Consider the following 20,823-nt stretch of genomic DNA (forward strand, 5'->3'; position numbering starts at 1 on the left):
CTCCGGCGCAGGCAGCGGGCCTGCGATTTCAAGACGGCAAAGACCCACCAGTTTAGCAGACCCTTTACCGTCACCGGAGCGCTCAGAGCCTGTTCATAACCTGCTGTGCGTCGGCAAACTGCGTTGAAAAGACCCTGGAAGGCCAGCTCCGTCGGAGATGCTCTTTTACCCTTCGTAAACTCGCCCGCGAGTCCGATCCGCTTCCTCAGGGCTTTTTGCGGGGCCGCCCAGGCCTTGTTTGTCTCTAACTCGCGAGGTTATGAATAGCCTCTTAAGTCACCGAATAGCGATGGGCCGCCATGCTGTAGGCGGTCTCCAGGGCGACCTTCAGACTGCCGGTATCGATGCGTCCGCTGCCGGCCAGGTCGAGAGCGGTGCCATGGTCGACCGAGGTGCGGATGATCGGCAGGCCCAGGGTCACGTTGACCGCGGCGCCGAAACCCTTGTGCTTGAGCACCGGCAGGCCCTGGTCGTGATACATGGCCAGGACCGCATCGCAGTGCTCGAGGTGCTTGGGCGTGAAGAGGGTGTCGGCGGGCAGCGGCCCGATGAGGTCGAGGCCTTCGGCGCGCAGGCTGTCCAGCGCCGGCTCGATGATCTCGATCTCCTCACGGCCCAGGTGACCGCCTTCGCCGGCATGGGGATTGAGACCGCAGACCAGGATGCGCGGCCGCGCCACACCGAAATAGCGCTGCAGATCGCCATGCAGGATGCGGGTCACGTCCAGCAGTGTCTGGCGATCGATGGCATCGGCCACCTCGCGCAGTGGCAGATGGGTGGTGACCAGGGCCACTCTCAGGCCGGCCGTTGCCAGCAGCATCACCACCTGGGGGGTTTGGGTCAGCTCGGCGAGAAATTCGGTGTGGCCGGAAAAGGCCACGCCGCCGTCGTTGATCACGCCCTTGTGCACCGGCGCGGTGATCATCCCGGCAAAGGTGCCGTCGAGACAGCCCTGGCCGGCGCGGGTCAGGGTGTCCAGGACATAGGCGGCATTGGCGGTATCGAGCTGGCCGGTCACCACCGGGGCACCCAGCGGGGTATCCCAGACATAGAGCGCACCGGCGGGTGCCGGGCGGTCGGGCCAGGCCGTGGGAGCGACCTCGATGAGCTCGATGGCGAGTCCCAGCTCGATCGCGCGAGCGGCCAGGAGGTCGCGGCTGGCGATGGCGATCAGGGCGTGGGGCTGGGCCACGCGGGCCAGCAGCAGGCAGAGGTCGGGACCGATACCGGCGGGCTCACCGGGGGTCAGGGCGAAGCGCAGGGCCATGGCGGGCTCCGGAAACAAGAAGGCCGCAGGGGGTGCCTGCGGCCTTGGGGTTACTGCTTGATCTCGACGTAGGCTTCGTCGCGGATCTGGCGCAACCAGGTCTGCAGTTCCTGGTCGTACTTGCGGCTACGCAGGAGATTCAGCGCCTGCTGCTCGCGCGCCTGCTGGGTGTTGTCGGTGGCCCGACGGCCCAGGACTTCCAAAATGTGCCAGCCGAAGGCGGTGCGGAACGGCTGCGACAGCTGGTTGACCGGCGAGTTGTTCATCACCTCGCGGAATTCCGGGACCAGGGATTCCGGATTGATCCAGCCCAGGTCGCCGCCATTGAGCGCCGAGCCCGGGTCTTCCGAGAAGCTCTTGGCCAGGGTGGCGAAGCTCTCGCCGTTCTGGATGCGCTCGCGCAGGCGCGCCGCCAGGCGCTGGGTCTCGGCATCGCTGCGCACGGCATTGGGCTTGAGCAGGATGTGCCGGACGTGCACCTCGTCGACGATGCTGGCCTCGCCTCCGCGCTTCTCTTCCACCTTGAGGATCACGAAGCCACCGGGCACGCGCACCGGCTGGGTGATGCCGCCGACGCCGACACTGCCGATCAGGCGATCAAAGGGCGGGGGCAGCTGGGCGGCCTTGCGCCAGCCGATCTCGCCACCGTCGAGGGCGTTGTCACCGGCCGAGCGGGCGATGGCCAGCTGGTTGAAGTCGGCGCCCTGACGCAGCTGGTTGTAGGTGTCCTGGGCCTGGCGCGCGGCGGCGTCGAGACCGGCGGTGCCAGCGTTGTCCGCTGCCGGGATCAGGATGTTGGCCAGGCGATACTCTTCGGATAGCTGTAGCTTGCCCAGGTCCGAGGCGAGGAAGTTCTGCACCTCCTGCTGGGTGACCTGCACGCGCTGACCGACCTGACGCTGACGCACCCGGCTGATCATCATCTCGCGGCGGACCTGCTCGCGGGCGGCGTCGTAGGAGAGACCGTCGCGGGCCAGGGCCTTGCGGAAGTCGGCCACGCTCAGGCCATTGCGCTGGGCGATGGTGGCCACGGCCTGGTTGAGCTCCTCGTCGGAGATCTTGACGCCCATGCGCCCGGCCAGCTGCATCTGGATGTCTTCCAGGATCAGCCGTTCGAGCACCTGCTGACGCAGCTCGCTTTCCGGCGGCGCCGCGGCGCCGCGGCGGGTGATGTTCTGCTTGACCTCGTTGAGTCGCTGATCGAGCTGGCTCTGCATGACCACGTCGTTGTCGACGATGGCCACGACCTTGTCCAGCGGAACCACGGCAGCCTGAGCCAGAGGGGAGAGAGCGAGCGCCGCGCCCAGGGCGAGCGGGCGCAGGGCGTTACATAGCTTGGTCTTCACGTTCACGATAGCCTTGAATGCCTCTGTCCAGGAAGCCTTCGGTCTTGCCGCCGAAGACGTTGCCAAGTCCCTTGAGCACGATCTGCAGGAAGATCCCGCGATCGGCTTCGGAACTCTGGGCGGTGTAGAAGACGTCGTCTTCGCTCTTGAGCCAGTAGCGGCTGATCAGGCGCAGCTTCCAGCAGCAGTTGTCGTATTCGAAGCCACCGAAGGCTTCGAGGGTACGGCTCTTGTTGTAGTCGAACTGCCAGCGGGCAATCGCGGACCACTGGGGCACGATCGGCCAGATGAAGGAGATGTCGTGCTGGTCGACCTTGTAGTCGTCGCTGTTGTAGGTGAAGCGGCCGAAGTTCGGATCGAACACCCGGACGTTGTCACGATAGCGATAGCCGACGTTGAGGATCTTGCCCGGCTCGGCTTCCGGCTGGTAGTGGAACATGACGCTGCCGGAGTCCGTCTGGTGCAGGGTCGGATCCCAGTTGAATTCGCCATTCACGCGCCAGTCGCGATTGAAGCGATACATGCCGGCCAGGGCATAGGGCGAGCGCGAGGTGGTGGCCTGGGGATTGTCGATGTTCTGCCCCAGGCTGCGGGCGTAGGCCAGGTCGTCCTTGGTCAGGCCGGGCAGCTGCACTTCGCGGTCGCGGAAGTAGAACAGCTGACCGAAGCTCACGTTGGCGCGCTCGAAGCCGTTGGGCTCGATGAAGCGGCTGGTGGCACCCAGGGCCAGCTGGTTGGCGTCGCCGATGCGGTCGCGACCGGTGAAGCGGTTGTCGCGCCACAGCGAGCTGTAGCTGAAGGTGTATTCGCCGGTATCGAACACCGGCAGATCGTCCTGGTCGCGGTTGGGTACGTAGAGGTACTTGGCGCGGGGTTCCAGGGTCTGCTTGCCGCCTTCGCCGAACAGATTCGAGGTGCGGTCGAAATAGAGGCCGCTGTCGAGGCTGAAGATCGGCACCGAGCGGGTCGGGCTGTCGTTGAAGCTGGTCACGCTGGAACCGGCCGCAGCACGACGGCTACCGCCAACCAGCGGCGAGTTCAGGTCGTTCTGGCCGGTGCTGTCCAGATCCAGGTCGTAGCGGGTATAGGCATAGCGCAGCGACGGCGTCAGGAAGCCCCAGGACGCGGTCATCGGGCGGGCAATGCCCGGCTCGACGTGGTAGCGATTGCCTTCGGCGCGGGTCAGGCCGAACAGGTTGACGTCCGGGCGGTTGCGCACGTTGGTGCGGTTGCCGTTGTCGTCCAGGTCGAAGTAGGTGTTGTCGTCGAAGCTGCGGGTGAAGCGCACCGCCTCGGTGTCGTAGGTGAAGTCCAGACCGCCCGGGTTGTAGGGCAGGGCGCCGCTCAGGGTCAGCTGCGGCAGGCGGTTGTAGGGCGTCACGTCGGAGACGGTGGCCAGCTGGTAGGCCTGGGCGTTGAGGCCGGCGACGAAGGTGTCGCCGCGGTAGGTCAGGCGACCCTGCTGGTTGACGTAGGTCGGCTTGTTGATGCCGAGGTCGGTGTCCAGGTCCTGGAAATAGTAGGGGTCGCTGATGCGGGTGTAGTCCACCTCGGCCATCAGGCGCGAATCCAGGCCGCTGCGATTCTTCCAGCCGTACAGCCAGCGGTTGTCGGTGGCTTCCGGTTCGCCCTCGTGCTCCGGGTCGGTGTCCTTGAGGTAGGAGCCGTAGACCTCGCCTTCGCTGCTGCGGGTCAGGTAGCGGAAGTCGCCCTCGGTCTGCAGGCCGTGCTTGGCCATGTAGCGCGGATAGAGGGTGGCGTCATAGTTGGGCGCCAGGTTGAAGTAGTAGGGCGTGGTGATCGCGAAGCCGGTGTCGCTGGAGGTACTGATCGAGGGCGCCAGGAAACCGGACTGCCGACGGTCGTCGATCGGGAAGTAGATGAAGGGCGTATAGAGGACCGGGATGTCCTTGACCCGCAGCGTGGCGTTGGTCGCGTAGCCGAGGCCGGTGGCCGGATTCAGGGTGACGGTGTTGCCCTTGACCTGCCAGGCGTTGCTGCCCGGTTCGCAGGTGGTGTAGGTGCCATCCTTGAGGCGGATGATGGCGTCGTCGCCACGCTTGGCGTAGAGCGCGCTGCCACGGGCGCGGCTCTGGTGCATGACGAATTCGGCGTTGTCGACCTGGACCTGGCCGTTGTCCAGCTGCATGTCGGCCTTGTCGCCGACCATCAGCAGGCCGTTGTCGCGGAATTTGACGTTGCCCTTGAGCTCGCCGCGATTCTCCAGCTGGTGCAGGTTGGCTTCCTGGGATTCCACCTGCATGCCGCCCTGGCGCAGCACCACGTCACCGGCCAGGGTGGCGACCTGCTGCTCCTGCTCGTAGCGCGAGGCCTTGGCGGAGATATAGGTCGGGGCCTTGGCGGTCGGGGTGTCGTCGTACATGCCCGGACGCTGCGGCTCGACATAGGCACCGCTGCAGTAGGGACCGGTCTCGGCCAACTGGGCCGGGGTCAGCTGATCGCGCGGGACCCAGTCCAGGTGGCTGTAGTCGGCGCTGCGGGACTTGAGGGCGCGGCCCTTGCTCTCGGTCACCAGCACGGCAGCATCGCCCTTGCGCGCGGCGGGCTCCGCCGCGACGCCCTGGGTCTCGCCCTTGCTGGGGCGGGGCGGAATGGCCGCGGTGGGTGCCTGGGTGTTGCACGACCAGCCGCCGCCGGCTCCGGCGTTACAGCTAAACTGCTCGGCGGGGGCGGCGATAAGGGCGGTGACGGGCTGCATGGCGAGCAGGCTGCCGGTTACCAAGAGGGGAAATTTTCTGCGAAACGCGGGGGTTTTCACGGCCATCCTTAAAGTCGTCCTGCACGCCGGCCATTAAGGGGCCGCGGCCTCTCGATGGGCTCAAAAAGATAGCGGATAATAAAACATGACCTGCACATCGGCTAGGGCCGAGGGATCCGCTGTAAATGACTGAAGATGTTCGCTTAAACCAGATAGAAGACTGGCTGACCACCGTTCTACCGGAAATTTTCCGGGAACAGGCCTGGGGCGAGGTGCCCAAGGTTAGCCTGACCGCGGCCAGCAGTGATGCCAGTTTTCGCCGTTATTTCCGCTGGGCGGGCGAGGGCCGCAGCCTGATCGTGATGGATGCGCCGCCGCCGCAGGAGGACTGCCGTCCGTTCGTCCAGGTGGCCGCGCTGCTGGCCGAGGCCGGGGTCCATGTACCGCGCATCCTGGCTCAGGATCTGGAGCGGGGATTCCTGCTGCTGAGCGATCTCGGCACCCTGACCTATCTGGAGGTGATCAATGCGGCCAATGCCGACGATTATTTCCAGGCGGCCATCGATGCCCTGCTGGCTTTCCAGGGCAAGCAGCCGACGAACGGCAGCCTGCCGCTCTACGACAGGGCTCTGCTCGCCCGCGAGTTGAGTCTGTTTCCAGAGTGGTACGTGGGTCGCGAACTGGACATGACCTTCAGCGCGAGTCAGCTCGAACGCTGGCAGGCCGTCTGCGACCGATTGATCGACAGCGCCCTGGCGCAACCCCAGGTGCTGGTCCACCGGGACTTCATGCCGCGCAACCTGATGCTGAGCACGCCCAATCCGGGCGTGCTGGACTTCCAGGATGCGGTCATCGGGCCGGTGACCTATGACATCACCAGCCTGTTCAAGGATGCCTTCCTCAGCTGGCCCGAGCCGCTGGTGCAGCGCTGGCTGCTGGGCTACTGGGAGCAGGCGCGTGCCGTCGGCATCCCGGTGCAGCCCGACTTCGCCGATTTCCAGCGCGCCTCGGATCTGATGGGCGTGCAGCGCCATCTCAAGGTGATGGGCATCTTCGCCCGCATCTGGCATCGCGACGGCAAGCCGCGCTACGTCGCCGACACCCCGCGCTTTCTCGCCTACATCCGTACCGTGGTGGCGCGGCGACCGGAGCTGGCCGATCTCGGCGCCTTGCTCGACGAGCTGCACGCCGCGCGGGTCGACGCATGAAGGCCATGATCCTGGCGGCGGGCAAGGGCGAGCGGATGCGACCGTTGACGCTGAGCCTGCCCAAGCCGCTGATCGAGGTGAACGGCCGGCCGCTGATCGAGCATCACATCCGGGCGCTGGCCGCGGCAGGCATTACCGAGCTGGTGATCAATCACGCCTGGCTGGGCGCCCAGCTGGAAGCCGCCCTCGGCGATGGCGGCCCGCTGGGGGTCACCATCCGCTTCTCTGCCGAAGGTGAGCCGCTGGAGACCGGGGGCGGGATCTTTCGCGCTTTGCCACTGCTGGGTAGTGCGCCCTTCGTGCTGGTCAGCGGCGATATCCGCACCGATTTCGCCTTTGGCACCCTGACCTTGCCAGCCGGTTGCCTGGCGCACCTGGTGCTGGTCGACAATCCGCTGCATCACCCGGGCGGCGACTTCGGTCTGGTGGACGGGGGGATCACCCTGGATGCCCCGGAAAAGCTCACCTACAGCGGCATCGCCGTGCTGCATCCGCAGCTGTTCGCCGAGCGCACGGCCGGGGCCTTCAAGCTGGTGGACGTGTTGCGACCCGCCATTGCCGCCGGACAGGTCTCGGGCCAGCGGCTGGACGGTCGCTGGGTGGACGTGGGCACCCTGGAGCGGCTGGCGGAAGCGGAGCGGCTGTTCGGGACGGCTTCTTGAAGGTCTGGTTCTGGCCGCTGACGGTGCTGGGCTTCCTGGCCGGCTGGGCCGTGGCCAGCATTCCCGGCGCCCTGCTGGTGGCGCTGCTCGCCCATGCCGGCGAGCGCCAGCTGGGGCTGACTTCCCTGGCGGGCTGGAAGGCACGCTGGCAGGGGCGCCCCGGGCGCTTCGAACATCAGGCGCAATTCCAGATGCTCGGTCGTCTGGCCAAGCGCGGCGGTCGGGTGCTGACGGCCCACATCCGCCAGGCCGAAGGCGAGATCGAGCGTCTGGGGCTCGGCGCCGACGACCGCAAGAAGGCCATCGCCGCCTTCGAGCAGGGCAAGGGCGGCACCCTGCCGTCGACGGCCGACCTGCAGCGTCTCAGCGAGCGCAGCGAGGGCATCCTGCGCGCCTGCTGGCGCATGGTCTGGATCAGCGGCAGCGTGCGCCCTGGGGACCGCGACGAGATCCTCGGTTGGGGGCAGGCGATGGGTCTGGCCGAAGCCCAGGTGCTGGCCCTGCAGCCACCGGTGCAGGCGGCGCCGCGCCAGCCCGGCAGCGAGGAGAGGTATCGCAAGGCGCTGCAATTGCTCGGCGTTACCGATGACGCCGACGCCGCCACGGTCAAGCAGGCCTATCGGCGGCTGCTCTCCCGCCACCACCCCGACAAGAAGGCCGGTGCCGGAGCGGGCCAGTCGGCGGTCTATGCCGCTGCCCAGCGCACCGCCGAGCTGCATGCCGCCTATCAGCTGATCAAGAGGCGGCGGGGCTTCCGCTAGCGGCCGGTGGCAGGCGATCCAGCCAGGCGCGCAGCCGGCGAACGGTCTGCTCCTGCTCCGCGGCGCGGTCGCCGGGAATCACCGGCAGGTCGATCTGCCGATAGCCCTTGTTGGCCTTTTGCGCCGCGCGCTCCTTGCGCCGTTGGGCGGCCGGTCCGGGTGCATGTACCAGGTCGGCGATCTGCAGATCGGTCTTGCCCATGGTGGCGTCCAGCCGCGGCGGCAGCCCCTGGGGCTCACGACCATCGATGAGCACCAGTTGCTTGACCTCGGCCGGTTCCTTTTCCGCCAGATAGCGCGCGGCCCAATAGGCGCCGGTGCCGTGGCCGACCAGTACGATGGGGTTGGCGCCCTGTTGCAGTGCCAGGTCGATGCCAGCGGCTATGCGGGCCAGCACCCGGGTGGCCTGGGCATTGGCCGCGGCTTCGGGATCGACCGGCGCGACCGCCGCCTGGGCCGGTTCGCCGCTGCCGGCTTCGGCCTGGGTCGGGGCGGCGGGCGCCGTGCCGCTGCCACCGGTCACCGGCGGTGCCGTCTGCTCGCTGTTGACCTGGGCGTCGGTGTCCGCCGGGGCGGTATCGCGTTCGATCGCCACCACCGGGTCATAGGGGTCGGGCAGGCTCAGGCTGATGGTCTGCCAACCGTAAGTGGGTAGCTCCTGGCGTACGGGGGCTATCACATTGGGCCAGTCGGCCGATTCGCCGTCGCCCGGCACCAGCACTACCGTCCCGCTGGCCTTGGCCCGGGCGGCGGGCACCAGCAGGGCAAGAAAGGACTCGTCGCCGGCCTGCAGGGTCTTCTGCTGCTCGGCGGGCAGCTGCCGCATCAGCGCCTGCTGCTGCTCCTGACTTCGCGTCAATGCTGGCGCCAGGGCTGTGGGAGCCGCAGGCGGTTCCGGCGCCGGGGTGGGCGCTTCTTCGGCACGCACCGGGGCGGCGAGGCCAAGCAGAAGGAGGCAGAGCGGCAGCAGGGCTGGCGACGACATCGACGGGAATCCTCGACAGGGGCACGGTTGACCCTGGCGAGCGTACCGCCGTTCGCCCCGTCGGGGCAGCGGGAACGCCCGAGCCGCACACGGATCTCCGTTACAATGCCGTCCTCAACCTTCGCCGAGGCTATCCCATGCAACCCTTCGCCATCGCCCCCTCGATCCTGTCCGCCGATTTCGCCCGCCTGGGCGAGGAAGTCGACAAGGTCCTCGCCGCCGGTGCCGACATGGTCCATTTCGACGTGATGGACAACCACTATGTGCCCAACCTCACCATTGGCCCGATGGTCTGCAAGGCGTTGCGCAACTACGGGGTCACCGCGCCCATCGACGTGCACCTGATGGTCAAGCCGGTGGATCGCATCATCGGCGACTTCATCGAGGCCGGCGCCACCGACATCACCTTCCATCCCGAGGCCTCCGAGCACATCGATCGCTCGCTGCAGCTGATTAAGGATGGCGGCTGCCGGGCCGGCCTGGTGTTCAATCCGGCCACCTCGCTGGACGTGCTCAAGTACGTGATGGACAAGATCGACATGGTGCTGCTGATGAGCGTCAACCCCGGCTTTGGCGGCCAGAAATTCATTCCCGGTACCCTGGACAAGTTGCGCGAGGCGCGCGCCCTGATCGATGCCTCCGGCCGGCCGATCCGGCTCGAGATCGATGGCGGGGTCAACGTCAAGAATATCGGCGAGATCGCGCGCGCGGGTGCCGACACCTTCGTCGCCGGCTCGGCCATCTTCGGCCAGGCGGACTACGCCGCGGTGATCCAGGCGATGCGCGCCGAGCTGGCCAAGGCCCGCTCGGTATGAGCGCCCTGGTGCGGCTCGGTGGCGGGCATCCGCCGGCCCTGGTGATGTTCGACCTCGACGGCACCCTGCTGGATTCGGCACCGGACCTGGCCGCCGCGGTGGACGCCATGCTCGAACGCCTGGACCGCGCGCCGGCGGGGCTGGACAAGGTGCGGCTGTGGATCGGCAACGGCGCCCGGGTGCTGGTGCGTCGCGCCCTGGCCGATGACATGCAGCACGACGCCGTGGACGCTGCCGCCGCCGACGAGGCCCTGGCGCTGTTCATGGAGCTCTATGGCGGCAGCCACGCCCTGACCCGCGTCTATCCGGGGGTGCTGGACAGCCTGGCGCTGCTCCGCACCCTGGGCGTGCGCCTGGCGGTGATCACCAACAAGCCGGAGCGCTTCGTCGCGCCGCTCCTGGCCGACATGGGCCTGGGTGACTTCGACTGGATCGTCGGCGGCGATACCCTGCCGCAGCAGAAGCCGGACCCGGCCGGCTTGCTGTGGGTCATGCAGCAGGCCGGCGTGGTGGCCGGCCAGGCCCTGTTCATCGGCGATTCGCGCAACGACATCCGCGCCGCCCGTGCCGCGGGGGTGCGCTGCGTGGCCCTGAGCTATGGCTACAACCATGGCGAGGCCATCGCCCTGGAGCAGCCGGATCTGGTCGTCGACGATCTGCGCGAGCTGTTCATCTAGCACGCCGAGGTGGCCGGCCGGTTGCCATGCTGCGCCGGCTAGGCTAACGTGGCCCTTCAACCCCCCGCCTCAAGAGCAAGAGATCGCATCGTGGTGGTCACCCGCACAGGCTCCTCGCGAGCATGGATGAAAGTCATCAAGGCCCTGGCCCGTTGGCGCTGGCGCGCCTGATTTCGTCCTGGCCGGTATCTGACCGGCGCGCTGTGCACCCGACCTTTCGTTTTCCTCGCCACGAGGCTGATCATGACCCGCGACGATTTCCTGCGCCTGGCCGCTCAAGGCTATAACCGCATTCCCCTGGCCTTCGAAACCCTGGCCGACTTCGACACCCCGCTGTCCATCTACCTGAAGCTGGCCGACGGCCCCAATTCCTATCTGCTGGAATCGGTGCAGGGCGGCGAGAAATGGGGGCGTTACTCCATCATCGGCCTGCCGTGCAGCCGTGTCCTGCGCGTCCATGGTCATCGCGTGGTGGTCAGCGATGCCGGTCGCGAGGTCGAGGTGATCGAGCACTGCGACGATCCCCTGGCCTTCGTCGAAGCCTTCAAGGCGCGCTATCGCGTGCCGACGCTGGACGGCCTGCCACGCTTCAACGGTGGCCTGGTGGGCTACTTCGGCTACGACAGCGTGCGCTACGTCGAGCGGCGCCTGGCGGCCTGCCCCAATCCCGATCCGCTGGGTACGCCCGACATCCTGCTGATGGTGTCCGATGCCGTGGTGGTGTTCGACAACCTGGCGGGCAAGATCCACGCGATCGTGCTGGCCGATCCGGACGAGGCCGACGCCTTCGACGCCGCCCAGGCGCGTCTGGCCGACATCCTCGACCGCCTGCGCCAGCCCATCGTGCCGCGCCGCGGCCTGGATCTCGCCGCCCCGGCCGGTCCGGAGCCGAGCTTTCGTTCCAGCTTCAGCCGCGAGGATTTCGAAGGCGCGGTGCAGCGCATCAAGGACTACATCCTGGCCGGCGACTGCATGCAGGTGGTGCCCTCGCAGCGCATGTCCATCGCCTTCCAGGCGGCGCCCATCGACCTCTATCGGGCGCTGCGCTGCTTCAACCCCACGCCCTACATGTATTTCTTCAACTTCGGCGACTTCCATGTGGTGGGCAGTTCGCCCGAGGTCCTGGTGCGGGTGGAGGACGGCGAGATCACCGTGCGTCCCATTGCCGGGACCCGTCCGCGTGGCGCCACCGAAGAAGCCGATCTGGCCTTGGAACGCGATCTGCTGGCCGATGCCAAGGAGCTGGCCGAGCACCTGATGCTGATCGACCTGGGGCGCAACGACGTGGGCCGGGTCTCCACCACCGGCAGCGTGACCTTGACCGAGAAGATGGTCATCGAGCGTTATTCCAACGTGATGCACATCGTCAGCAACGTGACCGGTCGGCTCAAGCCCGAGCTGAGCGCCATGGACGCCCTGCGCGCCATCCTGCCGGCCGGCACCCTGTCCGGCGCGCCGAAGATCCGCGCCATGGAGATCATCGACGAACTGGAGCCGGTCAAGCGGGGCATCTACGGCGGCGCCGTGGGTTACCTGGCCTGGAACGGCAATATGGACACCGCCATCGCCATCCGCACCGCGGTGATCAAGGACGGCGAGCTGCACGTGCAGGCCGGGGCAGGGATCGTCGCCGACTCGGTGCCGGCGCTGGAGTGGGAAGAGACCCTCAACAAGCGTCGCGCCATGTTCCGCGCCGTCACCCTTGCCGAACAGTCCGTCTGAGGAATCCGCCATGCTGCTGATGCTCGATAACTACGATTCCTTCACCTACAACCTGGTGCAGTACCTGGGCGAGCTGGGCGCCGAGGTCAAGGTGGTGCGCAACGACGAGATGCCGGTCGAGGCACTCGAAGACCTGGCGCCGGAGCGCATCGTCGTCTCTCCCGGTCCCTGCACGCCCAACGAGGCGGGCATCTCCCTGGCCACCCTGGAGCGCTTCGCCGGCAAGTTGCCGGTGCTGGGCGTCTGCCTGGGGCACCAGAGCCTGGGCCAGGCCTTTGGCGGTGAGGTGGTCCGGGCCCGCGAGCCGATGCACGGCAAGACCAGCCCGGTCTACCACAACGGCGAAGGCGTCTTCGCCGGTCTGCCCAATCCCGTCACCGTGACCCGCTACCATTCGCTGGTGGTCAAGCGCGAGACCCTGCCCGAGTGCCTGGAGATCACCGCCTGGACCCAGCATCCGGACGGCAGCATGGACGAGATCATGGGCCTGCGGCACCGCGAATTCATGATCGAGGGGGTGCAGTTCCACCCCGAATCCATCCTTACCGAACATGGCCATGATCTGCTGGCCAACTTTCTCCAGCAGCAGGGAGGGCGGCGCTAGATGGACATCAAGCAGGCCCTGAATCGCATCAGCGGACAACTCGACCTCAACGTCGCCGAGATGCAGGCGGTGATGCGCCAGATCATGACCGGTGGCGCCGACGAGGCGCAGATCGGTGCCTTCCTCATGGGTATGCGCATCAAGAGCGAGACCATCGACGAGATCTGCGGCGCGGTCAGCGTGATGCGCGAGCTGGCCACCCCGGTGGTGCTGCCGAGCCTCGATCACGTGGTCGACGTGGTGGGTACCGGTGGCGATGGCGCCAATATCTTCAACGTCTCCTCGGCCTCGGTGTTCGTGGTCGCGGCGGCGGGCGGCAAGGTCGCCAAGCACGGCAATCGCGCGGTGTCCGGCAAGAGCGGCAGCGCCGATCTGCTGGAGGCCGCCGGCATCTACCTGGAGCTGACTCCGGCGCAGATCGCCCGCTGCGTCGAGCAGGTGGGCGTCGGCTTCATGTTCGCCCAGTCGCACCACAGCGCCATGCGTCACGCCGCCGGGCCGCGCCGCTCGCTGGGGCTGCGCACCCTGTTCAACATGCTCGGTCCCCTGACCAATCCGGCCGGGGTCCGGCACCAGGTGGTCGGGGTGTTCAGCGCCGCGCTGTGCCGGCCGCTGGCCGAGGTGCTGCAGCGCCTGGGCAGCCACCATGTGCTGGTGGTGCACTCCCGCGACGGCCTGGACGAATTCAGCCTGGCCGCGGCGACCCAGGTCGCCGAACTCAAGGACGGCAGCATCAGCGAATACCAGGTGCTGCCGGAGGATCTGGGCATCAAGAGCCAGACCCTGGTCGGCCTCACCGTGGACGGCCCCGAGGCCTCCCTGGCGCTGATCCGCGACGCCCTCGGCCGGCGCAAGACCGAGGCCGGGCAAAAGGCTGCCGACATGATCGTGCTCAATGCCGGCGCGGCGCTCTACGCCGCGGATCTCGCCCACAGCCTGCACGAAGGGGTACTCTTGGCCCACGACGCGCTCTACAGCGGCCTGGCCCGGGAAAAGCTGGACGAGCTCGCCCATTTCACATCCGTCTATCGCGAGGAGGGTCGCCCGTGAGTGTGCCAACCGTGTTGCAGAAGATCCTGGCCCGCAAGGCCGAGGAGATCGCCCAGCTCAAGGCTCGGACCAGCCTGGCCGAACTCGAGGCCCAGGCCCGTGCCGCCGACGCCCCGCGCGGCTTCGCCCGCGCCCTGCAGGCCCAGGTGGCGCGCAAGGAGGCAGCGATCATCGCCGAGGTGAAGAAGGCCTCGCCGAGCAAGGGTGTGATCCGTGAACACTTCGTGCCGGCCGAGATCGCCCACAGCTACGCCCTGGGCGGGGCCACCTGCCTGAGCGTGCTCACCGACGTGGACTTCTTCCAGGGTGGCAACGCCTATCTGCAGCAGGCGCGCGCCGCCTGCCAGCTGCCGGTGATCCGCAAGGACTTCCTCGTCGACCCCATCCAGGTGGTGGAAGCCCGGGCCATCGGCGCCGACTGCATCCTGCTGATCGTCGCCGCGCTGGACGACGGCCTGATGGGCGAACTGGCCGCCACGGCCAAGGACGTCGGCCTGGACGTCCTGGTCGAGGTACATGACGGCGCCGAGCTGGAGCGCGCCCTGACGGTACTGGATACCCCACTGGTGGGGGTCAACAACCGCAACCTGCACACCTTCGAGGTCAGCCTGGAAGCCACCCTCGATCTCTTGCCGCGTATCCCCCAGGATCGCCTGGTGATCACCGAGAGCGGCATCCTCAATCGCGCCGACGTGGAGCTGATGGAGATCAACGAGGTACGCGCCTTCCTGGTCGGCGAAGCCTTCATGCGCGCCGACGAGCCGGGTCAGGAGCTGCAGCGTCTGTTCTTCCCGGATCGCCGGTTCCCGCTCAGAGACGCCTGAGGCGCCGGTCGTTCGCACAAGGCCCCGGGGATAACCCTGGGGCTTTTTTCTTTCCGCAGGGTGATCCATGTCGACTCGCGCCCACCCCGGGTGGCGGGAACGACCTCCGTGTGCCCGCTGCCGACGCAGGGCTTTGTTTCCATCGGAATAAACCCGGTTAATGGCCTCCGACTCGCTGAACCGTGGCGAGGCGCGGAGACGGCTGGCTGTCGCAGGACAAGACAGCGCTCCGCCGCACCAGGCCATCCATAACCAGGGCAAGCAAGCACCATGGCAACGGAAGAAAAAAGCGAAACACTTGATATCAGCGTCACCGATCCCTCCCGGACCGAGGAGTCGCGCCGGGATCGGCGACTCGCCGGCACCACCGACTGGGTAGTCTTCGGCGTCACCAGCATCGCCGCGCTGGCCTTCGTGATCTGGGGCTTCGTCAACCAGGCCAGCCTGGCCAGCAGCGCCTCCACCGCCCAGGGCTGGGTGATCACCCACTTCGGCTGGCTGTTCGTGCTCACCTCCACCGGCTTCGTGGTCTTCGTCATCTGGCTGGCCGCCAGTCGCTATGGGCGGATCCCCCTGGGGCGCGACGACGAGCAGCCGGAATTCCGCACCCTCTCCTGGGTGGCGATGATGTTCAGCGCCGGCATGGGGATCGGCCTGATGTTCTTTGGCGTCGCCGAACCGCTGTCGCACTATCTCAATCCGCCGCCCGGTGGCGCCGCGGGGCAGAGCAGCGCCGCCCTGCAGGTGGCCATGGCGACCACGCTTTTCCACTGGACCCTGCATCCCTGGGCCATCTATGCCGTGGTCGGGCTGGCCATCGCCTATGGCACCTATCGGCGCGGTCGCAGCCAGCTGATCTCGGTGGCCTTTCGCCCCCTGATCGGCGAACACGCCAATGGCCCCGTCGGTCGCGTCATCGACATGATGGCGATCTTCGCCACCCTGTTCGGCTCGGCGGCCTCCCTCGGTCTGGGCGCCCTGCAGATCGCCGGCGGACTCGAACACAATGGCTGGATCGAGCAACCCGGAAAAATGCTCTACATCAGCATCATCACGGTGCTGACGGTGGCCTTCGTCATCTCCGCGGTGTCCGGGGTCGAGAAGGGCATCCAGTGGCTGTCCAACACCAACATGGTGCTGGCGGTGGCCCTGGCGCTGTTCGTCTTCGTCGCCGGTCCGACCCTGCTGATGCTCAATCTGCTGCCCACCGCCATCGGCGACTACATCGACCTCCTGCCGGAGATGATGGCGCGCACCAGCGCCAGCGGTGGCGAGGCCATGGGCAACTGGCTGTCCAGCTGGACGGTGTTCTACTGGGCCTGGTGGATTTCCTGGACGCCCTTTGTCGGCATGTTCATCGCCCGTATCAGTCGCGGTCGCACCATCCGCCAGTTCGTCACCGGCGTGCTGCTGGTGCCGAGTCTGGTCAGCGTGGTCTGGTTCGTCATCTTCGGCGGCGCGGCCATCGACGCCATGCGCCTGGGTGCCTTCACCCTGGTCGACGGCGCGGTGAACAGCAACTTCGCCCTCTACGACCTGCTGGCCAGCTATCCCTGGGTCTCGGTGACCTCGGTGCTGGTGATGGTGCTGGTGGCGATCTTCTTCGTGTCCGGCGCCGACGCCGCGTCCCTGGTGATGGGCACCCTGTCCGAGCGCGGCACTACCGAGCCTTCGCGGCGCACGGTGATCTTCTGGGGCGCCCTCACCGGCGCGGTGGCGGCGATCATGCTGGCCATCGGTGACCCGGGCAACCCGGGTGCGGCGCTCAACGGCCTGCAGAATCTGACTATTGTGGTCGCGCTACCCTTCGTGGTGGTGATGGCGCTGCTGTGCCTGGCGCTCTATCGCGATCTGCGTTGCGATCCGCTGATGCTGCGGCATCTGCGCGGTACCGAGCTGATCGAGAAGGCGGTGCTCTATGGCGCGGTCAAGCACGGCGAAGAATTCCACTTCGTCGTGGGCGAGCCCAAGGCCAAGGGCAATGACGAGAAGATCGTCGACGAGAAAGCCACGGTGCGGGTCGCGAAGGTCCAGCCGCAGGTCGAGAACTGAAGCCAGGATGGGCGGGGGGAGCGGCCCCCGCCTGCTGGCAGGGGCACGCTAAGCGGGCTCAGCGGGTGCCGAACACCACCATGGTCTTGCCCTTGACGTGGACCAGACCCTGTTCTTCGAGGGACTTCAACACGCGACCGACCATCTCGCGGGAGCAACCGACGATGCGGCCGATTTCCTGACGGGTGATCTTGATCTGCATGCCATCCGGGTGGGTCATGGCGTCGGGCTGCTTGCACAGGTCGAGCAGGGTACGGGCCACGCGACCGGTGACGTCGAGGAAAGCCAGGTCGCCGACCTTGCGGGTAGTCTGGCGCAGGCGCTCGGCCATCTGGCGACCGAGGGAGAACAGCATGTCCGGATCGTGCTGGCTCAGTTCGCGGAACTGACCGTAGCTGATCTCGGCGACTTCGCACTCGGTACGGGCACGCACCCAGGCACTGCGCTCGGGCTCGCTGCCTTCCTTGGAGAACAGCCCCATCTCGCCGAAGAAGTCCCCGGCATTGAGATAGGCGATGATCATTTCGCGGCCTTCATCGTCTTCGATGAGGATGGTCACCGAACCCTTGAGGATGAAGAACAGGCTTTCGCTGTTGTCGCCAGCGTAGATGATGGTGGTTTTTGCGGTATAGCGGCGACGCGAGCAGTGCGCTAGCAGCTTGTCGATGTGCTGTAACTTCGCGGGTGGGATGATAGCGGCCATGCTGATTCCTGAGGTTGAAAGCTAACCTGAGTCGGGGGCACCGAGGTCCGAACCGGTGCATGCACAGGCTGCGCCGGTTCCAATCCAAAGACCGGATAAGAACATGCGCAGCTTAAATGCGAGCTGAATAACCCTTCACTGCGCCCCAGTTTACGCCATCCAGCATGTTAAGCTGATCACCATTTGCATATATAAGTAGGACGAAAGCGATGAAAGCGCGCATCCAGTGGGCAGGCGAGGCCATGTTCCTCGGTGAATCCGGCAGTGGCCACGTGGTAGTCATGGACGGCCCGCCGGAAAGCGGTGGTCGCAACCTCGGCGTGCGGCCGATGGAAACCGTGCTGATCGGCCTGGGCGGCTGCGCCAGCTACGACGTGGTCAGCATCCTGCGCAAGGCGCGGCAACCGGTGGAAAGCTGCGAAGCCTTCCTCGAAGCCGACCGCGCCGACACCGAGCCCAAGGTGTTCACCCGTATCCACCTGAAGTTCGTGGTCAAGGGCCGTGGTCTCAAGGAAGCCCAGGTCAAGCGCGCCATCGAGCTGTCGGCGGAAAAGTACTGCTCGGCGTCCATCATGCTCGGTCGGGCCGGCGTCGAGATCACGCACAGCTACGAACTCGTCGAACTCGCCTGATGCTCTTGCAGGCGACGCCCGTCCAGGCGTCGCCCTCCGCGTCACCCCTTCCCGCCGACATCAATTCATCACCTGGGCCCGGCAGACTCTGGCCCCAGCCGCTGCCGATCTGCATAATGCGCCGCTCTTAAGGGGCAAGCCCCCGACAAGTACAGCCAATCGCCATCGCGAAGAGGTGTTCGCCGCCCTACGCAGCTTGCGCAATCCGCAACTGACGGGCACTCAGGACCGCGGTCAGAGACCGCACGACGGGAGCTTTACCACCGTGAAAAGCAAACTCAGGCTTCATGGTTTCAACAACCTGACCAAGACCTTGAGCTTCAACATCTACGACATCTGCTACGCCGAGACGTCGGAAGATCAACAGGCCTATGTCCAGTACATCGACGAGGAATACGACGCCGAGCGTCTGACCCAGATCCTGACCGACGTGGTCGATATCATCGGGGCCAACATCCTCAATATCGCCCGCCAGGATTACGATCCCCAGGGCGCCAGCGTGACCATCCTGATCTCCGAGCAACCGGTCGAGCCGACCGAGAGCCAGATCGAGGAGTCGCCCGGTCCGCTGCGCGAGACCATTCTCGGCCATCTGGACAAGAGCCACATCACGGTGCACACCTATCCGGAGATCCATCCGGACGACGGCATCGCCACCTTCCGCGTCGACATCGACGTTTCCACCTGTGGCGTGATCTCCCCGCTCAAGGCCCTGAACTACCTGATCCACCAGTTCGACTCGGATATCGTCACCGTGGACTATCGGGTGCGCGGTTTCACCCGCGACATCGAAGGGCGCAAGCACTTCATCGACCACGAGATCAATTCGATCCAGAACTACCTGTCCGAGGACACTCGCGCGGCCTACCAGATGACCGACGTGAACGTGTATCAGGACAACCTGTTCCACACCAAGATGCTGCTCAAGGAATTCGAGCTGGACAACTATCTGTTCGGCGACGCCTCGCGCAGCCTCTCGTCCGAACAGCGTCAGCAGATCACCCAGCGCCTCAAGCACGAGATGCGCGAGATATTCTCCGGCCGCAACCTGCCGCGCTGATCGCTCGGGTACCCAGAAACCCCCGCCATGGCGGGGGTTTCTCGTTTCCGGCGATCAGTGATGCTCGTCGCGCGCGACCGGGGCGCCACCGGTGACGCTCTTGACCACCCGGCCGATGGTCAGGCCCTGGCCGAGGATGGAAACCAGCACCACGATGTAGGTCAGGGCGAGGATCAGATCCCGTTCCGGACCGGCCGGCAGACTCAGCGCCAGGGCCACGGAGACCCCGCCGCGCAGGGCGCCCCAGGTGAGGATGCGCGCCGTGCCACGGGTCATGTTGCGCCAGTGCGGGCTGAGCAGCACCACCGGTGCCACGCTGATCCAGCGGGCGAAGAGGATCGCCAGGGTCACCAGCAGCGCCGCGCCCAGGTGAGCCCAGCTGAACGGCAGTACCAGCAGCTCCATGCCGATCAGGGCGAACAGCAGGGCGTTGAGGATCTCGTCGATCAACTCCCAGAAGCCGTCCAGGTAACGCCGGGTGAAGTCGCTCATTGCCTTGGTTCGTCCCAGGTTGCCGATGATCAGTCCGGCCACCACCATGGCGATGGGACCCGAGACGTGCAGGTGGCTGGCCAGCGTCGAGCCGCCGATCACCAGGGCCAGCGACAGCATCACCTCGATCTGATGCTGCTCGATACTCAGCATCAGCCAGTAGCAGGCGAAGCCGATCAGCAGGCCGAACAGGATGCCGCCACCGGCTTCTTCGAGAAACAGCCAGAGCGCCGCGTTGACCGTGGGCGCCTCGCCCAGCTGGATCACCCCCAGCAGCACCGAATAGACCACCACGGCCACGCCGTCATTGAACAGCGCCTCCCCGACGATGGTGGTTTCCAGCGACTTGGGCGCGCCGGCCGAGCGCAGGATGCCGAGTACGGCGATGGGATCGGTCGGAGAGATCAGGGCACCGAAGATCAGGCAGTAGAGGATGTCGACGTGCCAGCCCAGCCAGCCGAAGATCCAGTGGCTGAGATAGCCGATCAGCACCGTCGAGATGATCACCCCGAGGGTCGCCAGGCCGCCGATGGCCCATTTGTAGTCGCGCAGGTCCTTGAGATTGACGTGCAGGGCGCCGGCGAACAGCAGGAAGCCGAGCATCCAGTTCATCAGCAGGTCGTTGAAGTCGATCTGCCCGAGCAATTCGCCGATGCGGTGTTCCAGGCCGGGAAAGCCGAGCCAGGAAAGACTTTGCAGGCCGACCGAGAAGATCAGCGCGATGACCATGACGCCGATGGTGGGCGGCAGGCCGACGAAGCGATAGTTGAGGTAGGTGAGCAGCGAGGTGAAGCAGATGAAGGCGGCAGCGAGTTCAAGCATGGCGTTCCAGATCCATCAGACAGCGAGCCCCTGCGAACGCAGGGCCTAGGGGTAGGATGGGGCGGACGCCGCAAAAGTTACATTTTCGATAGCTGGCTAGCCAATCGTTCGCCGAAGAACAGCCGTGAACCGCCCTGGGCCGTCGCTGAACGGGCGGCGCCAGGGTGATCCAGAAGACGAACGGTCAGGGTGCTGCCGGCCTAGAGCGGCACGGCCATTGCCGTGGTCGCTTCGCGCAGCGGCAACGGATGGGGGGCGGCGATGCGCGCCTCCAGCGTGGCCACGTAGCTGCGGGCATCGGCTTCGCTGAGGAAGGTGATGGCCTGCTTGTCGATGCAGACCTGCCAGGCACTGGTGGTGGACTTGCGCAGGGGACGAACCACGATCTTCATGCTGGTACCCTCGGGGACAGACGGAAAGTG

At 66.4% G+C, this 20,823-nt stretch carries 19 protein-coding genes; 12 read left to right on the top strand and 7 right to left on the bottom strand.

The window, feature by feature from the left end; all coding sequences use genetic code 11:
• Positions 1-271: 271 nt before the first annotated feature.
• The 3 genes from pdxA to OMP44_RS12120 are packed head-to-tail and all read right to left on the bottom strand — an operon-like array spanning position 272 to position 5,398.
• Positions 272-1,267, bottom strand: a complete 996-nt coding sequence (gene pdxA, locus OMP44_RS12110) for a 4-hydroxythreonine-4-phosphate dehydrogenase PdxA (RefSeq protein WP_280308401.1) — start codon at positions 1,265-1,267, stop codon at positions 272-274.
• Positions 1,268-1,317: 50 nt separating this feature from the next.
• Entirely contained in the window at positions 1,318-2,613 is a 1,296-nt protein-coding gene (locus OMP44_RS12115; RefSeq protein ID WP_187981267.1) for a peptidylprolyl isomerase, read from the bottom strand.
• Positions 2,594-5,398, bottom strand: a complete 2,805-nt coding sequence (locus OMP44_RS12120) for an LPS-assembly protein LptD (RefSeq protein ID WP_187980504.1) — start codon at positions 5,396-5,398, stop codon at positions 2,594-2,596. The genes OMP44_RS12115 and OMP44_RS12120 overlap by 20 nt, the downstream gene beginning before the upstream one ends.
• A 119-nt stretch (positions 5,399-5,517) precedes the next feature.
• Here OMP44_RS12120 and OMP44_RS12125 point away from each other — a divergent pair, with 119 nt between their 5' ends.
• Genes OMP44_RS12125 through OMP44_RS12135 form a run of 3 tightly spaced genes read left to right on the top strand, consistent with a single transcriptional unit; the run spans position 5,518 to position 7,963 of the window.
• Positions 5,518-6,540, top strand: a complete 1,023-nt coding sequence (locus tag OMP44_RS12125; protein WP_280308406.1) for an aminoglycoside phosphotransferase family protein — start codon at positions 5,518-5,520, stop codon at positions 6,538-6,540.
• Positions 6,537-7,202, top strand: coding sequence for an N-acetylmuramate alpha-1-phosphate uridylyltransferase MurU (murU, locus tag OMP44_RS12130; RefSeq protein ID WP_280308408.1), 666 nt, complete (start codon positions 6,537-6,539; stop codon positions 7,200-7,202). Before OMP44_RS12125 ends, murU begins: the two co-directional genes overlap by 4 nt.
• On the top strand, positions 7,199-7,963 hold the full coding sequence (locus OMP44_RS12135; RefSeq protein WP_273862366.1) for a DnaJ domain-containing protein: 765 nt from the start codon (positions 7,199-7,201) through the stop codon (positions 7,961-7,963). The genes murU and OMP44_RS12135 overlap by 4 nt, the downstream gene beginning before the upstream one ends.
• Here OMP44_RS12135 and OMP44_RS12140 read toward each other — a convergent pair.
• The gene (locus OMP44_RS12140) at positions 7,938-8,948 is read right to left on the bottom strand and encodes a DUF3530 family protein (protein ID WP_280308411.1); all 1,011 of its coding nucleotides are present in this window, start codon (positions 8,946-8,948) and stop codon (positions 7,938-7,940) included. The genes OMP44_RS12135 and OMP44_RS12140 overlap by 26 nt on opposite strands.
• Positions 8,949-9,085: 137 nt before the next feature.
• Here OMP44_RS12140 and rpe point away from each other — a divergent pair, with 137 nt between their 5' ends.
• The 7 genes from rpe to OMP44_RS12175 all read left to right on the top strand — a co-directional run bounded on the left by rpe (position 9,086) and on the right by OMP44_RS12175 (position 16,692).
• Positions 9,086-9,763: a ribulose-phosphate 3-epimerase gene (rpe, locus tag OMP44_RS12145; RefSeq protein ID WP_187980500.1), complete on the top strand. Its 678-nt coding sequence runs from the start codon at positions 9,086-9,088 to the stop codon at positions 9,761-9,763.
• Positions 9,760-10,440 carry a phosphoglycolate phosphatase gene (locus tag OMP44_RS12150; RefSeq protein ID WP_348529677.1) on the top strand — a complete coding sequence of 227 codons (681 nt, stop codon included), beginning with the start codon at positions 9,760-9,762 and terminating at the stop codon, positions 10,438-10,440. Before rpe ends, OMP44_RS12150 begins: the two co-directional genes overlap by 4 nt.
• 243 nt (positions 10,441-10,683) lie before the next feature.
• Positions 10,684-12,162, top strand: coding sequence for an anthranilate synthase component I (trpE, locus tag OMP44_RS12155; protein ID WP_273805779.1), 1,479 nt, complete (start codon positions 10,684-10,686; stop codon positions 12,160-12,162).
• 10 nt (positions 12,163-12,172) lie between these two features.
• On the top strand, positions 12,173-12,766 hold the full coding sequence (locus tag OMP44_RS12160; RefSeq protein ID WP_158891520.1) for an anthranilate synthase component II: 594 nt from the start codon (positions 12,173-12,175) through the stop codon (positions 12,764-12,766).
• The gene (gene trpD / locus OMP44_RS12165; protein WP_017640366.1) at positions 12,767-13,816 is read left to right on the top strand and encodes an anthranilate phosphoribosyltransferase; all 1,050 of its coding nucleotides are present in this window, start codon (positions 12,767-12,769) and stop codon (positions 13,814-13,816) included. It abuts the gene before it with no gap.
• Complete coding sequence (gene trpC, locus OMP44_RS12170; RefSeq protein WP_187980491.1) at positions 13,813-14,640, top strand: indole-3-glycerol phosphate synthase TrpC; 828 nt, start codon at positions 13,813-13,815, stop codon at positions 14,638-14,640. The genes trpD and trpC overlap by 4 nt, the downstream gene beginning before the upstream one ends.
• Before the next feature lie 270 nt (positions 14,641-14,910).
• Positions 14,911-16,692 (top strand): BCCT family transporter, encoded by a 1,782-nt coding sequence (locus OMP44_RS12175; RefSeq protein WP_280308423.1) that lies wholly within the window; start codon positions 14,911-14,913, stop codon positions 16,690-16,692.
• A 58-nt stretch (positions 16,693-16,750) separates the two neighbouring features.
• Here OMP44_RS12175 and crp read toward each other — a convergent pair whose 3' ends face one another.
• Positions 16,751-17,395, bottom strand: coding sequence for a cAMP-activated global transcriptional regulator CRP (gene crp, locus OMP44_RS12180; RefSeq protein ID WP_017640369.1), 645 nt, complete (start codon positions 17,393-17,395; stop codon positions 16,751-16,753).
• Between the two features lie 209 nt (positions 17,396-17,604).
• On the opposite strand from crp, the gene OMP44_RS12185 reads away from it, so the two are divergent.
• A complete protein-coding gene (locus tag OMP44_RS12185; protein ID WP_158891526.1) occupies positions 17,605-18,027 on the top strand; it encodes an OsmC family protein in 423 nt (140 codons plus the stop codon).
• A 265-nt stretch (positions 18,028-18,292) separates the two neighbouring features.
• The gene (speD, locus tag OMP44_RS12190; RefSeq protein WP_007159721.1) at positions 18,293-19,087 is read left to right on the top strand and encodes an adenosylmethionine decarboxylase; all 795 of its coding nucleotides are present in this window, start codon (positions 18,293-18,295) and stop codon (positions 19,085-19,087) included.
• A gap of 54 nt (positions 19,088-19,141) precedes the next feature.
• Here the strand turns inward: speD and OMP44_RS12195 are convergent, their stop codons facing one another.
• Positions 19,142-20,401, bottom strand: coding sequence for a cation:proton antiporter (locus OMP44_RS12195; RefSeq protein ID WP_133861932.1), 1,260 nt, complete (start codon positions 20,399-20,401; stop codon positions 19,142-19,144).
• Positions 20,402-20,601: 200 nt separating this feature from the next.
• Positions 20,602-20,793 carry a hypothetical protein gene (locus tag OMP44_RS12200; RefSeq protein ID WP_273862362.1) on the bottom strand — a complete coding sequence of 64 codons (192 nt, stop codon included), beginning with the start codon at positions 20,791-20,793 and terminating at the stop codon, positions 20,602-20,604.
• Positions 20,794-20,823 lie beyond the last annotated feature (30 nt).

It is taken from the genome of Pseudomonas flavocrustae (assembly GCF_029872515.1).
Classification (GTDB): domain Bacteria; phylum Pseudomonadota; class Gammaproteobacteria; order Pseudomonadales; family Pseudomonadaceae; genus Chryseomonas; species Chryseomonas aestiva.